The 18,843-nt window shown below is 63.4% G+C and carries 14 protein-coding genes; 5 read left to right on the top strand and 9 right to left on the bottom strand.

Going from position 1 to position 18,843, the window contains the following annotated elements; all coding sequences use genetic code 11:
* Positions 1 to 76 precede the first annotated feature (76 nt).
* The 4 genes from N6L25_RS01525 (at position 77) to N6L25_RS01510 (ending at position 8,346) form a co-directional block, all read left to right on the top strand.
* Positions 77 to 2,557 (top strand): membrane dipeptidase, encoded by a 2,481-nt coding sequence (locus N6L25_RS01525; RefSeq protein ID WP_271977265.1) that lies wholly within the window; start codon positions 77 to 79, stop codon positions 2,555 to 2,557.
* Between the two features lie 80 nt (positions 2,558 to 2,637).
* A complete protein-coding gene (locus N6L25_RS01520) occupies positions 2,638 to 5,625 on the top strand; it encodes a parallel beta-helix domain-containing protein (protein WP_271977264.1) in 2,988 nt (995 codons plus the stop codon).
* Between the two features lie 104 nt (positions 5,626 to 5,729).
* Positions 5,730 to 7,607: a putative nucleotidyltransferase substrate binding domain-containing protein gene (locus N6L25_RS01515; protein ID WP_271977263.1), complete on the top strand. Its 1,878-nt coding sequence runs from the start codon at positions 5,730 to 5,732 to the stop codon at positions 7,605 to 7,607.
* A 10-nt stretch (positions 7,608 to 7,617) separates the two neighbouring features.
* Positions 7,618 to 8,346, top strand: a complete 729-nt coding sequence (locus tag N6L25_RS01510; RefSeq protein ID WP_271977262.1) for a 3'-5' exonuclease — start codon at positions 7,618 to 7,620, stop codon at positions 8,344 to 8,346.
* A gap of 62 nt (positions 8,347 to 8,408) precedes the next feature.
* Here N6L25_RS01510 and N6L25_RS01505 read toward each other — a convergent pair whose 3' ends face one another.
* The 6 genes from N6L25_RS01505 to N6L25_RS01480 form a co-directional block, all read right to left on the bottom strand.
* Complete coding sequence (locus tag N6L25_RS01505; protein ID WP_271977261.1) at positions 8,409 to 8,870, bottom strand: hypothetical protein; 462 nt, start codon at positions 8,868 to 8,870, stop codon at positions 8,409 to 8,411.
* A gap of 94 nt (positions 8,871 to 8,964) precedes the next feature.
* Positions 8,965 to 9,375 (bottom strand): GFA family protein, encoded by a 411-nt coding sequence (locus N6L25_RS01500; protein WP_442915192.1) that lies wholly within the window; start codon positions 9,373 to 9,375, stop codon positions 8,965 to 8,967.
* A gap of 207 nt (positions 9,376 to 9,582) precedes the next feature.
* A complete protein-coding gene (gene msrB / locus N6L25_RS01495) occupies positions 9,583 to 10,740 on the bottom strand; it encodes a peptide-methionine (R)-S-oxide reductase MsrB (protein WP_271977260.1) in 1,158 nt (385 codons plus the stop codon).
* 95 nt (positions 10,741 to 10,835) lie between these two features.
* Entirely contained in the window at positions 10,836 to 12,314 is a 1,479-nt protein-coding gene (locus N6L25_RS01490; RefSeq protein WP_271977259.1) for a sensor histidine kinase, read from the bottom strand.
* A 3-nt stretch (positions 12,315 to 12,317) separates the two neighbouring features.
* Positions 12,318 to 13,022 carry a response regulator transcription factor gene (locus N6L25_RS01485; RefSeq protein ID WP_271977258.1) on the bottom strand — a complete coding sequence of 235 codons (705 nt, stop codon included), beginning with the start codon at positions 13,020 to 13,022 and terminating at the stop codon, positions 12,318 to 12,320.
* Positions 13,023 to 13,087: 65 nt separating this feature from the next.
* Positions 13,088 to 13,372: a hypothetical protein gene (locus N6L25_RS01480; RefSeq protein ID WP_271977257.1), complete on the bottom strand. Its 285-nt coding sequence runs from the start codon at positions 13,370 to 13,372 to the stop codon at positions 13,088 to 13,090.
* A 226-nt stretch (positions 13,373 to 13,598) separates the two neighbouring features.
* On the opposite strand from N6L25_RS01480, the gene N6L25_RS01475 reads away from it, so the two are divergent.
* Positions 13,599 to 14,201, top strand: coding sequence for a QsdR family transcriptional regulator (locus tag N6L25_RS01475; protein ID WP_271977256.1), 603 nt, complete (start codon positions 13,599 to 13,601; stop codon positions 14,199 to 14,201).
* A gap of 126 nt (positions 14,202 to 14,327) precedes the next feature.
* On the opposite strand, the gene N6L25_RS01470 is transcribed toward N6L25_RS01475, so the two are convergent.
* The 3 genes from N6L25_RS01470 to N6L25_RS01460 form a co-directional block, all read right to left on the bottom strand.
* Entirely contained in the window at positions 14,328 to 15,512 is a 1,185-nt protein-coding gene (locus N6L25_RS01470; RefSeq protein ID WP_271977255.1) for an acetyl-CoA C-acyltransferase, read from the bottom strand.
* A 155-nt stretch (positions 15,513 to 15,667) separates the two neighbouring features.
* On the bottom strand, positions 15,668 to 17,761 hold the full coding sequence (locus N6L25_RS01465) for a 3-hydroxyacyl-CoA dehydrogenase NAD-binding domain-containing protein (RefSeq protein ID WP_271977416.1): 2,094 nt from the start codon (positions 17,759 to 17,761) through the stop codon (positions 15,668 to 15,670).
* Between the two features lie 234 nt (positions 17,762 to 17,995).
* The gene (locus N6L25_RS01460) at positions 17,996 to 18,829 is read right to left on the bottom strand and encodes an IclR family transcriptional regulator (RefSeq protein WP_271977254.1); all 834 of its coding nucleotides are present in this window, start codon (positions 18,827 to 18,829) and stop codon (positions 17,996 to 17,998) included.
* Between the last annotated feature and the right edge of the window lie 14 nt (positions 18,830 to 18,843).

Here is an 18,843-nt window from a genome sequence, read left to right as displayed (position 1 = left end):
CCTGTCACGTATTAAACGGAACCTCGTGAGACTTTCTCACGTTTTATCCGGACAACAACAAAAAACCGAGGCACCAATGACACACTCAAACCATCCCTGTTTCAAGGCATGGCTGCTCGGCAGTACCCTGACCCTCACCGGCTGTCTGGGCGGTGACGATTCCTCCAGCACCGCCCAGATTGAACCGAACACCCAGCCGCCAACCGTGACACCGCAACAGCCGGGCTCGATCGGTGGCGACAGCCTGGCGCGGCAACTGCCCTTCGGCCGCTATCAGTTCGCCAACGGCTGCTACCTGGTCCAGCAGGGCGACCATTATCTGGCCACCAGCCCCAGCGCGGATGGTTACCACAGCACCAGCGACATCAGCCAGGCTACGGCGTTTTACTTCAAACCCACCGGGCTGGGCAGCTACCTGCTGCTGTCGGATTACCAGCGCGGCACCGGCGAGCAGGGCCAGAAATCGCTGCTGGGCATTACCGACCCGGGTGGTGAGTTCCTCGACGACGCCGGCAATTTTATCGGTGAAGTGAGCTACCTGGTGGCCGGACTGGGAGACATGGCCAACTTCTTCCTGGACCCGATCTCCCCCCTTGGCGATGCCGTGCGGGCCCTCGGGGAAAGCCTGGAGAACAGCGGCGATCAACTGGGCGACATCTCGGTCAACCCGGCGCTGGGACTGGTCGGCGAGGCCAGTGACCTGGCCATTTGGGAGCTGTTGCCCGCCGATGGCGACCGTTTCCAGCTGTCGTCGCGGGTGACCGGATTGCTGCTCACCGCTTCCGACCAGGGTCTGGGCTTGTCCTCGCCAACCCTGGCCGGCGCCGACAGTGCGTTTGCGATGGTGCCCAGCGAGGGCTGTGCCGCCTATCCCGAGGCCGAGCTGAACGCCACCGTTGACCGCAAGGGCCCGGCCACCTACCTCAAGGAAGTGGACCGCTTTCGCGGCATCCCCGGTATCGACCAGGACGACCTGTACGGCTACGTCGACATCCACAGCCACATATCCGCCTATGAATTCATCGGCGGCCGGGTGAACTACGGCGATCCGTTCCACAAGTTCGGCATCGACCACGCCCTGGACGACTGCGAGGAAAACCACGGCCCCCAGGGTATGACCGGCATCGTCGAGCACGTCACCAGCACCCTTGGCCCCCATGAAACCGAGGGCTGGCCCACGTTCAATGACTGGCCCCGCAACAATTCCCTGCAACACCACCAGAGCTACTACCGCTGGCTGGAGCGGGCGCACCTGTCGGGCCTGAAAATTCTGGTGAACCACCTGGTGCACAACGAAATCCTGTGCCAGCTCAACCCCCAGAAGCAGAACGACTGCGACACCATGCCGGCCATTGAGATGCAGGCACAACGGATGCAGGAGATGCAGGACTACATCGACGCCCAGCACGGCGGGCCCGGTCTGGGCTGGTTCCGCCTGGTCACGGGCCCCGCCGAGGCGCGCGAGGTGATCGAGGCCGGCAAGATGGCGGTGGTGCTGGGGGTTGAGACCTCCAAGGTGTTCAACTGCGGCGAATTTCAGGGTCAGCCGGAGTGTACCCGGGAGCAGATCGTCGAGCGTCTCGACCGCTTGTACGATCTGGGCGTGCGTAACGTGTTCCCGGTGCACAAGTTCGATAACGCCTTTGCCGGTCACCTGCCGGATCTCAGCCACGGCGTCGGCATCGGCGCCGTGCTCTATGCCGGCAACCTGGCGGAAACCGGTCACCCCGTCGAGTTCGAGACCTGTCCCGCCGAGGCCCAGGAATATTCCGGTCTGGAGCCGGACCAGAACCCCGAACCGCTGGGCCCACTGGGGCTGATGGAGCAGTTGCTGTTTCAGCTCGACTACCTGGGTGACCGTTTCCCGGAGAGCCCCGAGGAATTCGCCGAGTATGACCCCCGCGCCGGTACCGATCACCTGTGCAACCGCCGCGGCCTCACCGATCTGGGCCACTTCCTGATCCAGGAGCTGATGAAGCGGGGCATGCTGATCGAGACCGATCACATCAGCCGCAAGGCCTCCGCCCGCATCCTCGAGATCACCGCCGAGCACGGCTACCCGGTGATCAACAGCCACGGCGGCTGGGGCGGCACCGAACGGCTGCGGGATCGCATTGCCGCTCAGGGCGGCGTCTCCGGCTCCTTCGCCTCGGCCCGCGACCATTGGGTGCGCCAGCTGACCCGGGACGGCGAGCGGCCACGGGATGACGCCTTCCGCGTCGGCCCCTTCGGCGGTGCCGGCATGGCCTCGGACGTCAACGGCATTGCCGCCCTCGCCGGCAATCCCGGCAGCCCGGAACAGGCCGACCAGCTCTATCCCTTCCAGTCGGTCGATGGCCGGGTCACCTTCGACGTGCAGCGCACCGGTGATCGCGAGTTCAGCCTTTACGACGGTCGCGGCGTTGCCCACTACGGGCTCTACCCGGATCAGATCGAGGACATGATCCGCTTCAGCGAAGCCCCCCGTGAACGGGTCAACGAAGCGGTCAACCAGCTGTTCACCTCCGCCGAAGCCTACCTGCGCATGTGGGAGCGGGCGGAGCAGGCTGCCCGCTGAGCCGGGCAGCCTCAGGCCCAGGGACGGGCCGCCCTCATTGTCAGAGCCCTATCTACAACACAACAAAAGAGATCCCCACGATGAGACACTTATCGACACCCACCGGTCTGGCCGCCGCCCTGAGCGCCGTGCTGCTGACCGGCTGCTTCGGCGGCGGTGGCGGTGGCAGCGACGACCCCAAGCCCAGCCCTTCCGACAACGCCGTGGCCGGCGACCGGACCGATCGGCCGCAGCCCAACCCATTCTCCGATGGCCGCATATTCACCATCAATCCGGGCCCTGCTGCCACCACCGACATGGTGGCGGCGATGATCCAGATGCGTCCCGGCGACGTGATGAAGTTCGGCTGCGGCTTTATTGAGCTGGACCAGGGCCTGCTGCTGCAGGCCACCGAGGACATCCGCATCGAAGGCTGCGGCAAGGACGAGACCGTGCTGTCGTTCCGTGACAGCGTCAACGTCACCGGGCTGGAAGCGCTGAATGTGCGCGGCATCACCGTGGAGGGACTGACCATTCTCGATTCCCCCGGCGATGCCTTCAAACTCAAGGGCGTCAAGTGGGGCACCCTGCGGGACGTTCGGGCGATCTGGTCCGGCGGCGGCGACGCCATCACCGCCGACAACTACGGCCAACGCCTGCATGTGGCCTGTACCGCGCCCCCCTTCAACGAGGGCGACCCCACCCCCGACTATGTGCCCAGCTCCGCCAGCGGCCGCTACGGCATCTACCCGGTGGAATCGGAAAATATCCTAGTGGAGAACTCCGAATCGGTGGGTGCCTCTGACGCCGGCATCTACGTCGGTCAGACCAACACCGCGATCATCCGCGACAGCCGGGCGGCCTATAACGTCATGGGCTTCGAAATCGAGAACGTCCAGGGTGGCGAGTACGACAACAACCTCGCCGAATGCAACACCGGCGGCTTCCTGGTCTACGATCTGGAGAACATCACCCAGTACGGCGACACCTCGGTGATGCTCAACAACCTGGCCCGCAACAACAACACCTACAACTTCGCCCACAGCGGCCTGGTGTCGGCGGTCCCCCGGGGCACCGGTTTCATCACCCTGGGTTATGACAACATCGAGGTGTACAACAACACCTTCGAGGACCACAGCACCGCGGCGGTGATCTACACCAGCTACGAGCTGATCGACGGCGAGGGCAAGACCTCCGACAAGAAGCTCGACCCCTACACCGAAGGCCTGCACATCTACAACAACGTGATGCGCAACTCCGGCTATGACCTGCCGCCGCCCAACCTGGAGAAGGTGATGGAAGGCCAGGTGGAAACCGTGCTGCCCACCCTGATCGGTCTGAAAAACGTCACCAATCCCGGCAAGGGCGCCCACATCGTCTGGGACGGTCTGCTGGACGAGCTGGATGGCGAATGCCCCTACCCGCTGGACGCCAATGGCTCGCCGGTGCCCCAGGACGAAAACGGCAAGCCGATCCACACCAACGAGCACCCGAATCCGGCCTGTCACTACAACGCCTACAAGTTCGATGCCGCCGCTGAGCGCAAACAGCCCCAGTGGGGTTCCTGCTTCCACGACAATGATCTGGGCAGCGAGAGTCAGGCCTACATGAACTTCCACGGCACCGAAGGCCTGGAGCTGGTGCTGGCCGCCGCCGATCAGGACGCCAGCATCCTCAGCCCCGAGGGCATCCAGTCCATTCTGGCGGGACTGCCCGGCGCCGTCGCCGACACCGACGCCACCGTGCATGACTGCCAGGGCCGCTTCGGCCGGGTGCTGGCACCGCTGCCACGGGTGGTGATTCCGCCATTCGAACGCAGTGGCGCAATCGATCCGGCACCGTCCGAGGAGTACGTGAACCGTCTCTGTGGCCGCAACGTCGGTGCCGGTCAGATCAACCGCCGGGCGCTCGCGGTCAACTGTCCGCAGCTGGATCAGTACAACCTGTTTGCCGACCCCCACGACCCCCGCAGCGCCCCGAACGAGGGCGGGGTGCCCTACGCGCTCAACAGCAAGCTGTTCTCGGACTACGCCACCAAATACCGGGTCGCTTTCATTCCCCCCGGCACCAGGGCCATCTACTACGACGGCCAGAACGGCGGCAACCTGAACGGCGCCCTGCACTTCCCCAACGGCACCGTGCTCAGCAAGACCTTCGCCTTCACCGATGAGAGCGAAGGCAGCGAGGAACTGGTGGAAACCCGGCTGCTGATCCGCCGCACCGGCGAAAGCGGCAAGCCGTTCTGGGACGGCCTGACCTACATCTGGGAAACCGGCGCCGACGGCAAACCGGTGGCCAAGCTGGCCATGGGCGGTGGTACCCGGGCGGTGAGCTGGCACTACCAGGACAGCCGTACCGGCAATCTGCTGGTGGGCTCCACCGATGGCTACGCCATTCCCAACGCCAACCAATGCATTACCTGCCACAGCAACGACGACGTCGCCTCCGGCAGTGCCCCCATTGGTCCCAAGCCCCGCAACCTGAACCGCCGCTACGCGCCGGAATCCAGTTTCATGGGTAGCCGGGGTCAGGGTGGCTTCCCGCAAGTGAACCAGCTGCAGTACTGGGTCGATCAGGGCATTCTCACCGGCACCCCGGCGCTGAACATCGATGGCCATGGCGTTGCCACCAACATCGAACGCCTGCCCCACTGGGATCTGCCCGGCGACAGCGGCGCAACCGCCGGCTCCGACGCCGACATCGAGCAGCGCCTGCGGGCCTACCTGGAGGTCAACTGTCAGCACTGCCACAACGACCGTGGTGCGGCCTCCAACACCGGCTACTACCTGGATCATTTCCGTGAGGTCAACGCCAGCTACGGCATCTGCAAGAAGCCCACCGCCACCGGCGGCGGCTCCTGTGGCCGCCAGCACATCGTGGTGCCGGGCGAGCCGGACGCCTCCATCCTGTCCTGCCGGATGGGCGCCGAACACGATCCTCAGCGTATGATGCCGCCCATCGCCCGCAGCGTGATCCACACCGAGGCGGTGACGCTGCTCAACGACTGGATCGCCAACGTGGTCACCACCGACTACGAGAACGGCGACGCCTGTGGCGGTGGCTCCATCTTCCAGTCACTGGTGCAGTAACAGGCCGGGGACCTTGCGGGCAACCCGCATGGTCCCCGCTTGTCGGCAGCTGCTATATTGCCTCTGAGCACCGGCCCACCAGGGACGACTGACCGAGGCACCCCATGCAAGCCGAACTGATCGAAATCCGCAACCACCTGGCCCAGCACTCCCCCTTCGACGACATGGCCGAAGACACCCTGGACCAGGTGGTGTCCCAGATCGAAGTGGCCTATTACCGCGCCGGCAGCACCATCACCGAGCTGGGTGATCTCAGCACTCACCTGTACTACATCCGCAGCGGCGCCGTGGAGATCTATCGCCGTTCCGGCGAGCTTTACAACCGCCTCAGTGAGGGTGATATCTTCGGCCAGTTCGGCCTGATGATGAACAAAACCGTGCGGTTCCCCACCAAGGCCCTGGAAGACAGCCTGCTCTACCTGATCCCGGCAGCGGTGTTCCAACAGCTGTGGGAAACCGACGAGAGCTTTGCCGACTACGTTGAAATCGAAGACCGCACCCGCCTGCGCACGGCGGTGTCACGCCGCGAGAAAGGCAACGAACTGATGACCGCCCGGGTGACCCGGCTGATATCCCGGCCACCGGTGACCGCCCCCACCACCATTCGTCTGCAGGAAGCCGCCCGCATCATGACCGAAGAGGGCGTATCGTCCCTGGTGCTGATGGACGAAAGCGGGGACAAACCCACCATGGCCGGCATCATCACCGACCGCGATCTGCGCACTCGGGCGCTGACCGAGGCCCTGCCCTCGGAGACTCCCATCCGCGACATCATGTCCACCGGACTCATTACCATCCACTCCCGCGCCTTCATTTTCGAGGCGATGCTGCTGATGCTGCACAACAACGTGCACCACCTGCCGGTGCTGGACCGGGACGAACCCCGTGGGGTGATCTCGCTGGCGGACGTGATCAAGTATGAGACCCAGAGCAGCCTGTTCCTGGTGGGCAACATCTTCCACCAGCAGACCGTGAAGGGATTGAAGGCCATCAGCAAGGACGTGCGCCACAGTTTCGTGCGCATGGTCAACGAGGACGCCAACTCCCACATGATCGGCAGCGCCATGGCCGGCATTGGACGCAGTTTTACCCAGCGGCTGCTGGAACTGGGGGAAGAAAAGTTTGGCCCGCCGCCGGTGCCCTACTGTTTCATGGCGCTGGGCTCCATGGCCCGGGACGAACAGCTGGTGGTGACCGATCAGGACAACGCCATGATCCTTGACGACCGCTTCGAGCCGGAATTGCACGACGGCTATTTCCTGAGCCTTGCCCGCTTTGTCTGCGACGGCCTGGCCGCCTGCGGCTACCGGTACTGCACCGGCGATATCATGGCCACCAATGAAAAGTGGCGACAGCCCCTGCGGGTGTGGAAAGACTGCTTCAGTGACTGGATCGACAACCCCAAGGCCGAGGCGCTGCTCAACAGCAACATCTTCTTCGATCTGGACGGCATCCACGGCGATACACAGATGGCCGAAGAGCTAAAGGCCCTGATCGCCGGCAAGGCCAGCCAGAGTCAGCGTTTCCTGGCCTACCTGGCCCGGAACGCCCTCAACCGGACGCCACCGCTGGGCTTCTTCCGCACCTTTGTGATGGAGGAGGACGGCAAGCAGAACAACACCATTAACCTGAAACGACGGGGCACCGCACCCATCTCCGACCTGATCCGCATTCATGCCCTGGCCTGCGGTTCCAGGGCGCAAAACTCGTTCGAACGACTGCAGGCCATCGGCGAGACCCGCTTGCTGCCGGAAGGCAGTGTCGAAAACCTGCGGGACGCCCTGGAATTCATCGCCATCGTACGCATCCGGCATCAGGCGCTGGCCATCGAGGATGGCCGCGAGCCGGACAACAACGTGCGCCCTGAAGACCTGTCGCCGTTTGAGCGCAATCACCTCAAGGACGCCTTCCAGGTGGTCAGCAACGCCCAGAAATTCCTGCGTTATCGCTACCAGGCGCCGGTCGGGCGCAGCCTGGGTTAACGGCGCAATCATGGCTCACCGCAAACGCTCCGCCACCGACGCGACCGACGCCCCCTGGCCAGCGCGCCTGGCCCATTGCGCGGCGCAGGCCCGAGATCCACGGCTGAAGGCCTACTTCGAGGCTGGGTGCCCGGCACCGGACACGCCGATCCATGAGGTGCCCCTAGTGGCGCTGGATTTCGAAACCACCGGGCTGGACCCGGACCGCCACGCCATCGTCAGCATCGGCCTGGTGCCGTTTACCCTGTCCCGTATCCAGTGTCGCGATGCCCGCCACTGGGTGGTGCGCCCGCAGCGGCCATTGAATCAGGACTCGGTCACCATCCACGGCATCACCCACTCGGACATCGACGAGGCGCCGGATCTGGAAGAGATTCTGGCGGATCTGCTGGCCGCCCTGGCGGGGCGAGTTGCGGTGGTGCATTACCGGGCCATCGAACGGCCGTTTCTGGATGTGGCGCTGCGCTGGCGGCTCCACGAAGGCATCACCTTCCCGGTGATTGACACCATGGCCATCGAGGCCCACCTGCACCCCAAACGCCGTCCCAACTGGCTGCAACGCCTATCCGGCGAGCGCTCGGTGTCGATACGCCTGGCAGACAGCCGCACGCGCTACCACCTGCCCCATTACGCCCCCCACCACGCCCTCACCGACGCCCTGGCCACCGCCGAACTGCTGCAGGCGCAGATTCAGCACCACTTCAACGCGGAGACGCCGCTCCGGGACTTGTGGTTGTGACCCTGCTCGGGGGCGTGACCGGGCAAGCCATAAAGAAGACCTTCATGCGCCAGAGGCGGATCTCAGTCGCCGATGGCGCCGTAGGTTGACCGCAAATAGCGATGGCGCCGTTTGAAAACCCGCTCATAAACGGGCTTGAGGGCGACACCCATGGGCCGGAACCGGTTACTGAATTCAACCGTGTCCCTGACAATAGCGGCGTTACCCGCCGGGATAATCTGCCGCTGATGACGCCAGGTCTTGTTCATCAGTGAGGTCGATGACTCCCTGAATCCGAGATCGCCAACCTCCTCGAACAGGAATTGGTGTACATCGCTAGGAATAAGGCCAAACAGCGAGATCACGCTCTTGAACAGCCGTACCCCGGTTGGCCACGAGCTGATCGGCCGCTGCCGCCATTCATCGGGGGCCGACATGCGCAGCAAGGGCGCCAGCTCTCGATTCACCGCCTCCATGGTGAACAGGTCACGGGATAGACTGGAAGCTTCCACTCGCAGCTTTGACTCGATATTGAAAATGGGCATCCTGATTCCCTTGGGTAAACGATCCGTCTTTACGACACTCGGCGGCGACCCTCCGCCCCCAACATCGCCCTGTTTTGCATGCGTACAGCGCCAGCTAAACCAGCGGGCCATCCTCAAGCGCCTGATAGCGCGGTAACCCATCAGTAAATTCATACCACTCGGCAGCGGAACTTGCATGGATATGGTAACTGGGTTTGGCCTCTATCGGGGTTTTCAGAGTGCCGATCCGCAAACGCAAACGCTCGGGTTTTGAGTCCAGCCGGCTGTATAGGGGGCTGCCACATTCACCACAGAACGCCCGCTGCTTCCCAGGCCCGGACTCGAACGCCTTTACGAACTCATGCCCCGTGACAAAGCGGAATTCAGATGCCTGAATGGGGCTATTGGTAGCGTAGGCAGAACCTTGGGCGCGACGGCACTGAGAACAATGGCACATCGCGATAGGACCAAGCTCGCCACTGTATTCGTAGAGCACCTGACCACAAAGACAACTTCCGTGAAACATACTTTCTCCTTGGGCATTACGTTGAGTACGGGCGCCGCCCACCATACCACAGCGATCGCTGAGCCAAGTTCCCCACGCCTGGTCATGGCATTGTTTGACTATCGTCCGTTACCCACAAGTCCGCGGGTAACAGAGCACTGGTGGGACACAAAAAAGCCCGAACCATTTCCCAACGGTTCGGGCTTGCGCTGTTACAGTCGCGCCCCGTTACATCTCAACCGCCCTTGGGCTCACCCGATCCAGGTAGGCGCCGTAGCCCTCGGCCACCATCCGCTCGCGGGGGATGAAGCGCAGCGCGGCGGAGTTCATGCAGTAGCGCAGGCCGGTCGGGGGCGGGCCGTCCTCGAACAGGTGGCCGAGGTGGGAGTCGGCGTATTTGCTGCGAATTTCCACCCGGGTCATGAACAGGCTGCGGTCCTCCCGCTCCACCAGTACGCCCGGTTCGATGGGCCGGGTGAAGCTGGGCCAGCCGGTGCCGGACTTGTACTTGTCGTCGGAGGAGAACAGCGGCTCGCCGGAGACCACGTCCACGTAGAGGCCGGCCCGCTTCTCGTCCCAGTAGGTGTTGCTGAAGGCGCGTTCGGTATCGTCGCGCTGGGTGACGTTGTACTGCAGCGGGGTCAGCCGGTCCTTCAGTTCGTCGTCGCCAGGCTTGACGAAGCCGGCCGCATCAAAGCCTTGCGCGCCGCCCATCCGTTCGGGACGGAACTGGCTGTAATCGATGTTGCGGTCCTCGCCCCAGATCTTGTCGACAAACTGGTAGCGCCCGGAGTTGAAGGTGTAGAACTGGTAGCGGATCGGGTTTTTCTTGTAGTAGTCCTGGTGGTACTCCTCGGCGTCGTAGAACACCTGGAACGGCGCGATCTCGATGATCACCGGCTTGTCGTAGCGCCCGGATTCGCTCAGCGCCTGCTTGGCGGTCTCGGCAGCCAGGCGTTGCTGCTCGTTGTGGTAGAAGATGCCGGGCCGGTACTGGCGGCCACGATCGACGAACTGACCGTTGGCGTCGGTGGGATTCATCATCCGCCACAGTCCCTGGAGCAGGCCCTCATAAGTGATGACCTGGGGATCGTAGTAGACCTGCACCGCTTCGGTGTGGCCGGTGCGACCGGAAGACACCTGTTTGTAGTCCGGGCTGACCTCGGCGCCGCCGGTGTAACCGGAGACCGCCTCTACCACCCCGGGCAGTTTCTCGTAGCCGGCTTCCACGCACCAGAAGCAGCCGCCGGCGAAGGTGGCTACCGCCAGGCCGGGATCGTCCGGCGCATAGCGTGACGGCTCCGCCATCGGATCGCCGCTGCCCAGCGTCCAACCCAGCACTCCCAGCCCCACCACCAGGGCCGCGCTTTGCAGATATCGTTTCATACTCGTTGCCTCCTGTACCCAAGGTTCCTTTGGGCTCGTCTGTGTCTATGGACACCAGTGTGTGGGTAAAATTTCACGCCCGGGTCGGGGATTTCTCACGAATCTATAACGATGGGTAAGGCGATGGTGAAGGCACTGCCCCGAGGCTGCAGATTGCACACCTCGATGCTGCCCTGCTGCAGGGTCATGATGCGTTTGGCGATGGCCAGGCCCAGGCCGGCGTGGCCACTGGCGTTGCCGGACTCTCCCCGGTAGAAGGCATCGAAAATGTGGGGCAGGTCCTGCTCGGCGATGCCCGGGCCGGCGTCCCGCACCGAGACCCTCAGAAAGGCCTGCTGGTGGTCCAGGGTAAGCGACACCTCGCTGTCCTGCGGACTGTAGTCGATGGCGTTGCCGATGAGGTTGTCCAGCACACGCTCGGTCAGCGCCAGGTCGCCGTGGGCCAGGGGCAGGCTGGGGCTGGCCGTCACCGTTAGCCGGATGGCTTTGTCGGCCGCCCGGGGGCCGTGCTTGTGCACCACATCGTGGACCAGCTCGGCCAACGGAAAAGGTTCCGGCCGGGGTTGCTTTTCCCGCGCCTCCAGGGCCGCCAGCTCGAACAGCTCATCCACCTGACGGCTCAGCCGTCGGCCTTCCGCCAGGGCAATGTCCAGAAACCGCTCCTGCTCGGCCTCACTGAGGGTGGCCCGCTTCATCCGCAGGCTCTCGACGTAGCCCTGCATGGAGGCCAGCGGTGTGCGCAGGTCGTGGGAGACCTGGGCCACCAGCCGTCGACGCAGGGCATCTTTTTCCTGCAACTGGTCAATCTGGCTGGCGATGCGCTCCGCCATATGGTCGAACGCCACCCCCAGGTAATCGATTTCGTCCCGCACCCGGGGCCGTTGCCGCTGCCAGGTCTGATGGGGCGGCTGGCTCATGTCGCCGGTTTCGAACCGTTCCACCAACTGAGTCAGCCGGCTCAGACGCCGGGTCAGCAGCCGGAACACCGCCAGCCCGGCGAACATGCCCAGCACCAGGCTGATCAGCACCGCCCAGGCGCTCATCTCGATGAAGCGGCTGCTGCGGGCCATCTGCTCCGCCAGGTCGAACTCCTCGCCCCGCAACACCACGTACAGGTAACCGTCCGGGTTGGCGGCGGACGGAATGGGCGTGGCGGAAAACACTTTCTGGCGGTCGTGGCTGCGGGGGTCGTCCCCCAGCACCGGGTAGGCGCTCATATCCGCCAGCAAGCGCTGCACCGGCGTCAGGTCCACATGATTGCGCTTGATCTTGGCCGGGTCGGCGGAATAGGCGAGGATCTTGCCGCTGGGGTCCAGCAGGTAGATCTCGATGCTGGGGTTGATGGTCATGTAGAGCTCGAACAGTTCCTTCAACGCCGCCTCGTCCAGCCGTCCCTCGTCCACCAGGTTGCGGTCCTGCACCAACTTTTCCGCCAGATCCCGGTGCAGTTCCTGATTCACCGAGGCGGTGTACTCCCGCAACGAGTAGAAACTGATGAAGGAATACAGCAAGCCGACGCTGGCCAGTAGCAGGAACAGCCAGAAGGCCAGGCGGGTATAGAGGGTTTTCAGCATGGTTCAGTCCCGGAATCGATAGCCCACCCCCCACACGGTCTGGATAAAATCCGGCTTGGCCGGGTCGGCCTCGATCTTGTTGCGCAGGCGGTTGATGTGGGTGTTGACGGTGTGCTCGTAGCCTTCGTGGTTGTAGCCCCACACCGCATCCAGCAACTGGGTGCGACTGAATACCCGGCCGGGGTGGCTGGCGAAGTGCCACAGCAGGTCGAATTCCCGGGCGGTGAGCTCCGCCTCCTGGCCATGGACCATCACCTTGCGCCGGTCGGGATCGAGGTGCAGGCCCTCGCACTCGATCGCCTCGTTCGCTGGCGTCGCCGCTTGCGCCGGCGCCGCCATGGCATCAACCCGACGGAACAGCGCCTTGATCCGTGCCGCCAGCTCGGCGACGCTGAACGGCTTGGTGAGGTAGTCGTCGGCGCCCATTTCCAGCCCCAGCACCCGGTCCAGTTCGGTGGACTTGGCGGTCAGCATCAGCACCGGCACGTAACCCGGCCCGCCGCGGATTTCCCGGCACACCGACAGGCCGTCCAGGCCCGGCAGCATCAGATCCAGCACCACCAGATCGACGCCGCCCTGGCGGTAGCGTTCGAGACCGGTATCGCCCCGGTCCCGATGAACGGCCGTCAGGCCCAGGTCTTCCACGTGCATCCGCACCAACTGGGCGATGCCCGGGTTGTCTTCGATGATCAATACAGTGCGTGTCATGGGCTCCCGGTTCTCAATGCAGTGGCAGCAGCCGGGACGCGTACCCGGCCTGCCAGAAGTGGCGGCTAGTTCATGGAACCAGACTCAGACATGCCCTGGTCTTCCATCATCGGCTCGTCCATCCTCTTGCCGTCCATGGTATCCGACGTCATGCCATGATCCATGTCATCGGCCATCTTGCCGTGATCACTCTCCATCATGGTGTCATGACTGGCCATGCCGTCGTCCATCATTGTGTGGTCATCCATCATTGTGTCGTCATCCATGCTGTCGCCGGCGAGTGCAGTGCCCGCCAGCAGAACCAGCGGTACGGTCAGCGCCAACATTCGACGTTTCCAGATTGTCTTCATGATGCTCTCCTCAAGTAGCGAACCTGCAACCGCTGCAGGTCTCAGGGCCCAGCTTGCGGAGTCGCCATTACGGCGCCATCACGGGATGTTAAACAGTCTATAGCGGAAAGTTCACAAAACCATAACCCCATCAACCACTTCTTCGACGGCGCCAGGCGCCGGACGTTGCATGGAACGAGGTCCACTTTGTGGTTAGAATGGGACGGAGCTGTTTGACGAGGTTTCAGTGACCGATAACAACAATACTCTCAAGGCCACACCCGCCGAGGCCCTTCGTCGTGCCCGCCGCCATTGGCTCAAGGGTGAGCGCATCCACCTGGCGTCTCTCGCTGCCGAACTCAACATCGGCCGGGCAACACTGTTTCGCTGGGTCGGCAACAAGGATCTGCTGTTGGGCGAAGTGCTGTGGTCGCTGTACGAACCGCTACGGCTGGAGGCCATGGCGGCAACACCGGGGAACGGTGTCGATTTTGTGGTGGGGGTTTATCGCTACATCAATTCCAGGCTGCTCTACGCCGGGCCGCTACGGCAGTTTATTCACCAGGACCCGGAATACGCCCTGCGCATTCTCACCTCCTCCCAGTCCACCCTGCACAGCCGCACCGTGGAGGCCAACAAACGCACACTGGCCCATCAGGTCGAGCGGGGTCACCTGCAACCGCCGCTGAACATCGACAGCCTGTCCTACTTCATGGTGCGCCTGGCCGAGTCCTGCCTGTACAGCGACATCATCTGCGGGCGCGACCCGCGGGAAGAGGAGCTGGAGGACGCCTGTACCGCCGTGCGCATCCTGCTGGGCGGCCAGGCCCCGGCACCCACAGGGCACTGAATACCAGGGCCCGATTCAGAAACTGTCGACAGCCATCCGGCTGATCCAGCGCTATGACCGGATTCACCGGATTGCTGATTTTCGGGTGCGGAGCACGCTCCGCTCGCTGATGGGCTCTGGATCGGGTTAGACGACTTCGAACAAGCCGGCGGCACCCTGGCCGCCGCCGATGCACATGGTGACCACCACGTACTTGGCACCGCGACGCTTGCCTTCAATCAGGGCATGGCCGGTCAGGCGCGAGCCGGTCACGCCATAGGGATGGCCGACTGCGATGGAGCCGCCGTTAACGTTCAGTTTCTCCATCGGAATACCGAGGCGGTCACGGCAGTACACCACCTGGGAGGCGAACGCCTCGTTCAGTTCCCACAGGTCGATGTCGTCCATGGTCAGCCCGGTGCGCTGCAGCAGGCGCGGAATGGCGAACACCGGACCGATGCCCATCTCGTCCGGCTCGCAGCCGGCCACCGCGAAGCCGCGAAAGATGCCCATGGGCTCGATGTTGTGCTTCTCGGCGTAGACGCTGTCCATGACCACACAGGCGGAGGCGCCGTCAGACAACTGGCTGGCGTTGCCGGCGGTGATGAACTGGCTGGGACCGCGCACTGGCTCCAGGCCGGCCAGGCCTTCGGCGGTGGTGTTGGGGCGATTGCACTCGTCCCGGTCGATGGTGGTGTGCTTTTCGCTAACCTCGCCGGTTTCCTTGTCCTTCACCAGCATGGTGACGTCCATCGGCACGATTTCGTCGTCGAACTTGCCGGATTCCTGGGCCGCGGCGGTACGTTGCTGGCTGACCAGGGCGTACTCGTCCTGTGCGTCACGGCTGATGTGGTAACGCTGGGCCACGATGTCGGCGGTTTCGATCATCGACAGGTACAGTTCCGGCTTGTGCTTCATCAACCACTCGTTGCTGGCACGGAACTGGTTGATCTTGTCGTTCTGACACAGGGAGATGGACTCGACTCCGCCGGCGACCATGGCCGGGACTTTCTCGGACACCACTCGCTGTGCCGCCAGAGCGATGGCTTGCAGACCGGAGCTGCAGAAACGGTTGATGGACATACCGGCGGTGGTCACCGGCAGACCGCCACGAATCGCCGCCAGCCGGGCCATGTTCTTGCCCTGGGCGCCTTCGTGGAAGGTGGCGCCGAGGATGACGTCTTCGACAATGGCCGGATCAATACCCGCCCGTTGCACCGCGTGCTGGATGACGTGGCCAGCGAGATCCACGCTGTGGGTGTTGTTGAGGGAACCGCGATAGGATTTGCCCAGGCCGGTGCGGGCCGTGGAGACAATGACTGCATCAGACATAAAATGTCCTCCAATAGGGTCCGTGCCGGCGTGGTTGCGAGGGAGGCCGCAGGTGGCGCAGCGCACGGTGGTCAGGGAAGCGCCCGGGCGGCGATTGGGTGGGGGTGAGGGGGGACCCCACCCGCGCGCCGTCCGGGCAAACGGTGTGACCAGGCTTAGAGGTCGGCGAAGGTCTTGCCTTCGCTGACCAGTTTTTCCAGCAGCGGCGACGGCTGCCACTGGGCACCACCAACGCGGTCCTGGTAGGTTTTCACTGCCGCCAGAATGGTGTCGAGACCCAGCTGGTCGGCCCAGAACATGGGGCCGCCGCGGTAGGCCGGGAAGCCGTAGCCGTAGATCCACACCACGTCCACATCGAGAGCGCGGTCGGCAATGCCTTCCTCGAGGATCTTGGCGCCTTCGTTGATCATCACGTACATGCAGCGCTCGAGGATCTCCTGGTCGCTAATCGCACGCGGGGTGATGCCCTGCTCGGCACGGAAATCGGCAATGATCTGTTCCACCACCGGGTCGACGATGGGCGTGCGGCTGCCGTCTTCGTATTTGTAGACACCAGCCTGGGTCTTCTGGCCCAGGCGCCCCTGTTCCACCAGCTTGTCCATCCAGCTGGCTTCGACGGTCTCACCAGCCTTGCGGCGCTCTTCGCGGATGCGGTAGCCAACGTCGATACCGGCCAGATCGGACATGGCGAACTGGCCCATGGGGTAACCCAGATCGGTCAGCACCTTGTCCACCTGTTGCGGGCTGGCGCCCTCGTTGACCAGCGCCATGGCCTCGGCGCCGCGCTTGTGCAACATGCGGTTGCCGACGAAGCCGTGGCAGTTGCCCACCAGCACGCCAACCTTGTTGATCGTCTTGGCCACCGCCATCACCGTAGCCTTCACCTCAGCGGAGGTTTTGCTGCCGCGCACGTTCTCCAGCAGTTTCATGACGTTGGCCGGACTGAAGAAATGCATGCCCACCACGTCTTCCGGGCGCTGGGTGGCCGAGGCGATCTCATCGATGTCCAGGGTGGAGGTGTTGGAGGCGAGAATGGCGCCAGGCTTACAGACCTCGTCAAGCTTGGCGAAGATCTCTTTCTTGATCGCCATGTTCTCGAACACCGCCTCGATCACCAGATCGACATCCTTGAAGTCGTCGTAGCTCAGGCTGGTGTTGATCAGCGCCATGCGCTCTTCCACCTGGGCCTGGCTGATACGGCCTTTCTTGGCGCTGTTCTCGTAGTTGCGGCGAATGATGGCCAGACCCTTGTCCAGGGCTTCCTGTTTGACCTCAACCATAGTCACCGGGATGCCAACGTTGGCGAAGTTCATGGCGATACCGCCGCCCATGGTACCGGCGCCGATGATGCCAACGCTGTCGATGTCCCGCACCGGGGTGTCCTTGGCCAGCCCCGGCACCTTGGCGACTTCCCGCTCGGCAAAGAAGGCGTGGATCAGGCCGGCCCGTTGCGGCGATGCCATGCACTCGGTGAACAGTTCACGCTCACGCTTCATGCCGTCGTCGAACGACAGGGTAAAGGCCGCTTCCACCGCATCGACACATTTGAACGGCGAGAACAGGCCGCGCGCCTTCTTGGCCAGGCCGGCACGGAACTGCTCGAACATGTCGCTGCCCTTGGCTGCCTCCACCTTGTCGCTGAGATCGCGCACCCGCCGCACCGGCTTGCCCTCATCGGCAACGGACTGCGCAAACGCCAGCCCGACCGCCTTGATGTCGTCACCGGCGTCCACCGCATCGACGATGCCCAACGCCAGGGCCTGGGGCGCGGCGACGAAATCTCCGCTGGTGATCAGTTCCAGCGCCTTCTGAGCACCGGTCAGCCGCGGCAGACGCTGGGTGCCGCCGGCGCCGGGTAACAGCCCCAGTTTCACTTCTGGCAGGCCCAGCTTGGCGCTGGCCAACGCCACCCGGTAATGACAGCCGAGGGCCGTTTCCAGGCCACCGCCCAGGGCAGTGCCGTGGATGGCCGCCACCACCGGCTTGCGGCAGTTCTCGTAGGCGTCGATGACCTGCGGCAAGCCAGGCGCCTGCATCGGCTTACCGAACTCGCGGATGTCGGCGCCGGCCATGAAGGTGCGGCCTTCACACAGCAATAGCAGCACCTTGGCGTCGGCGTCGGCCTGGCCCTGTTCCAGTGCAGCCAGCAGACCGGAACGCACGGCGTGCCCCAGTGCGTTGACGGGGGGGTAATTGACGGTAATCACGCCGATAACGCCTTGACGGCGGTAGCTAACGACCTCGGACATCGTGTCTGCAGTGGACATAGCGCCTCCTGTTTTCATGAAATCATGTTTTAATAAGCGAAACAGATGGACCGATTTAATACAACTTTGGCATCGTTTTCAACCATGCATTTGTAGACCATTTGATTTTCCCGAACGGTAGGCACAAAAAAAACCGCAGCCCGAAGGCCGCGGTTTTTGCTGAAAATGGGGGTAAACAGGGCGTCAGAGTTGAGTTTCCGCCCCCTCGCTACCTGCTTACACTCCCAGCGATTCGATATCACTGGCCAGCATCGCCAGCTGATGGGCAATGGAACCCCGCAGCTTTTCGCCGGAGATCAAATAGGACGGCGCGGCGCAGGTGAGCACCATGATGGTGCCATCTTCCAGCCGCACCGGCACCCCGGCGGAATTGATGTTGCGGTCCCACTCGCCGAGGGACAAGCAGAAGCCACTGGCCTTGTATTCTTCAATCGCCCGCTCCAGGCCTTCTCTTTTCTCCGGCCATTCATCGCCGTATTTCTTCTCCATGCCGTCCATCAGGATCTTGCGGGCGCTGTCGCTGACCGACGCGCAATAAGCGCGACCGGCGGCGGTGGTGGCCATGGGCAGGCGCAGGCCAATCTCCATCCGCAACAGGGTCGCCTCGGGCGGCATACGGTTTTCCACATAGATCATATGCAGGCGGTCGTGACAGGTCAGGCCCACCGACATATTGGTGCGGCGGGCGAACTCGTCCATATAGGGCTTGGCAAGCTGGCGCACCTTGAGGTTGGAGACATAGGCGTAGCCCAGTGCCAGCACCCCGGAACTGAGCTGGTACTTTTCCAACACCGGATTGAAACTGAGATAGCCCAGCTTGGTCAGGGTGTAGGTCATGCGCGAGACGGTCGGCTTGGGCAGCCCGGTAATGCGGGCAATGTCCTGGTTGCCGAGAATCACCGAGCCCTGGCTGAACGCACGCAGCACGTCCAGTCCCCGGGACAGCGCCTCGACAAACTTGCGGTCTTTTTCCGGCTTGGTCGGAAGCGCCTCCACGGCCGTCAAATCGGCTTTCTTTGCTCTGGGTTTCTTGGTTGTTTCCGTAGCCATAGGCCTGGCGCCCT

Origin of the sequence: Marinobacter sp. SS21, from assembly GCF_028369065.1 — a bacterium.
Taxonomy (GTDB): Bacteria; Pseudomonadota; Gammaproteobacteria; order Pseudomonadales; family Oleiphilaceae; genus Marinobacter.
Note: the sequence above shows the minus strand (reverse complement) of the source record. Positions and strands in the feature narration are given on the sequence as shown.

What these genes read in the sequence shown, in the direction of transcription:
- N6L25_RS01525 (WP_271977265.1), top strand. Translation starts at nt 77, where the DNA reads ATGACACACTCAAACCATCCCTGTTTCAAGGCATGGCTGCTCGGCAGT.
- N6L25_RS01520 (WP_271977264.1), top strand. Translation starts at nt 2,638, where the DNA reads ATGAGACACTTATCGACACCCACCGGTCTGGCCGCCGCCCTGAGCGCC.
- N6L25_RS01515 (WP_271977263.1), top strand. Translation starts at nt 5,730, where the DNA reads ATGCAAGCCGAACTGATCGAAATCCGCAACCACCTGGCCCAGCACTCC.
- N6L25_RS01510 (WP_271977262.1), top strand. Translation starts at nt 7,618, where the DNA reads ATGGCTCACCGCAAACGCTCCGCCACCGACGCGACCGACGCCCCCTGG.
- N6L25_RS01505 (WP_271977261.1), bottom strand. Translation starts at nt 8,870, where the DNA reads ATGCCCATTTTCAATATCGAGTCAAAGCTGCGAGTGGAAGCTTCCAGT.
- N6L25_RS01500 (WP_442915192.1), bottom strand. Translation starts at nt 9,375, where the DNA reads ATGTTTCACGGAAGTTGTCTTTGTGGTCAGGTGCTCTACGAATACAGT.
- msrB (WP_271977260.1), bottom strand. Translation starts at nt 10,740, where the DNA reads ATGAAACGATATCTGCAAAGCGCGGCCCTGGTGGTGGGGCTGGGAGTG.
- N6L25_RS01490 (WP_271977259.1), bottom strand. Translation starts at nt 12,314, where the DNA reads ATGCTGAAAACCCTCTATACCCGCCTGGCCTTCTGGCTGTTCCTGCTA.
- N6L25_RS01485 (WP_271977258.1), bottom strand. Translation starts at nt 13,022, where the DNA reads ATGACACGCACTGTATTGATCATCGAAGACAACCCGGGCATCGCCCAG.
- N6L25_RS01480 (WP_271977257.1), bottom strand. Translation starts at nt 13,372, where the DNA reads ATGAAGACAATCTGGAAACGTCGAATGTTGGCGCTGACCGTACCGCTG.
- N6L25_RS01470 (WP_271977255.1), bottom strand. Translation starts at nt 15,512, where the DNA reads ATGTCTGATGCAGTCATTGTCTCCACGGCCCGCACCGGCCTGGGCAAA.
- N6L25_RS01465 (WP_271977416.1), bottom strand. Translation starts at nt 17,761, where the DNA reads ATGTCCGAGGTCGTTAGCTACCGCCGTCAAGGCGTTATCGGCGTGATT.
- N6L25_RS01460 (WP_271977254.1), bottom strand. Translation starts at nt 18,829, where the DNA reads ATGGCTACGGAAACAACCAAGAAACCCAGAGCAAAGAAAGCCGATTTG.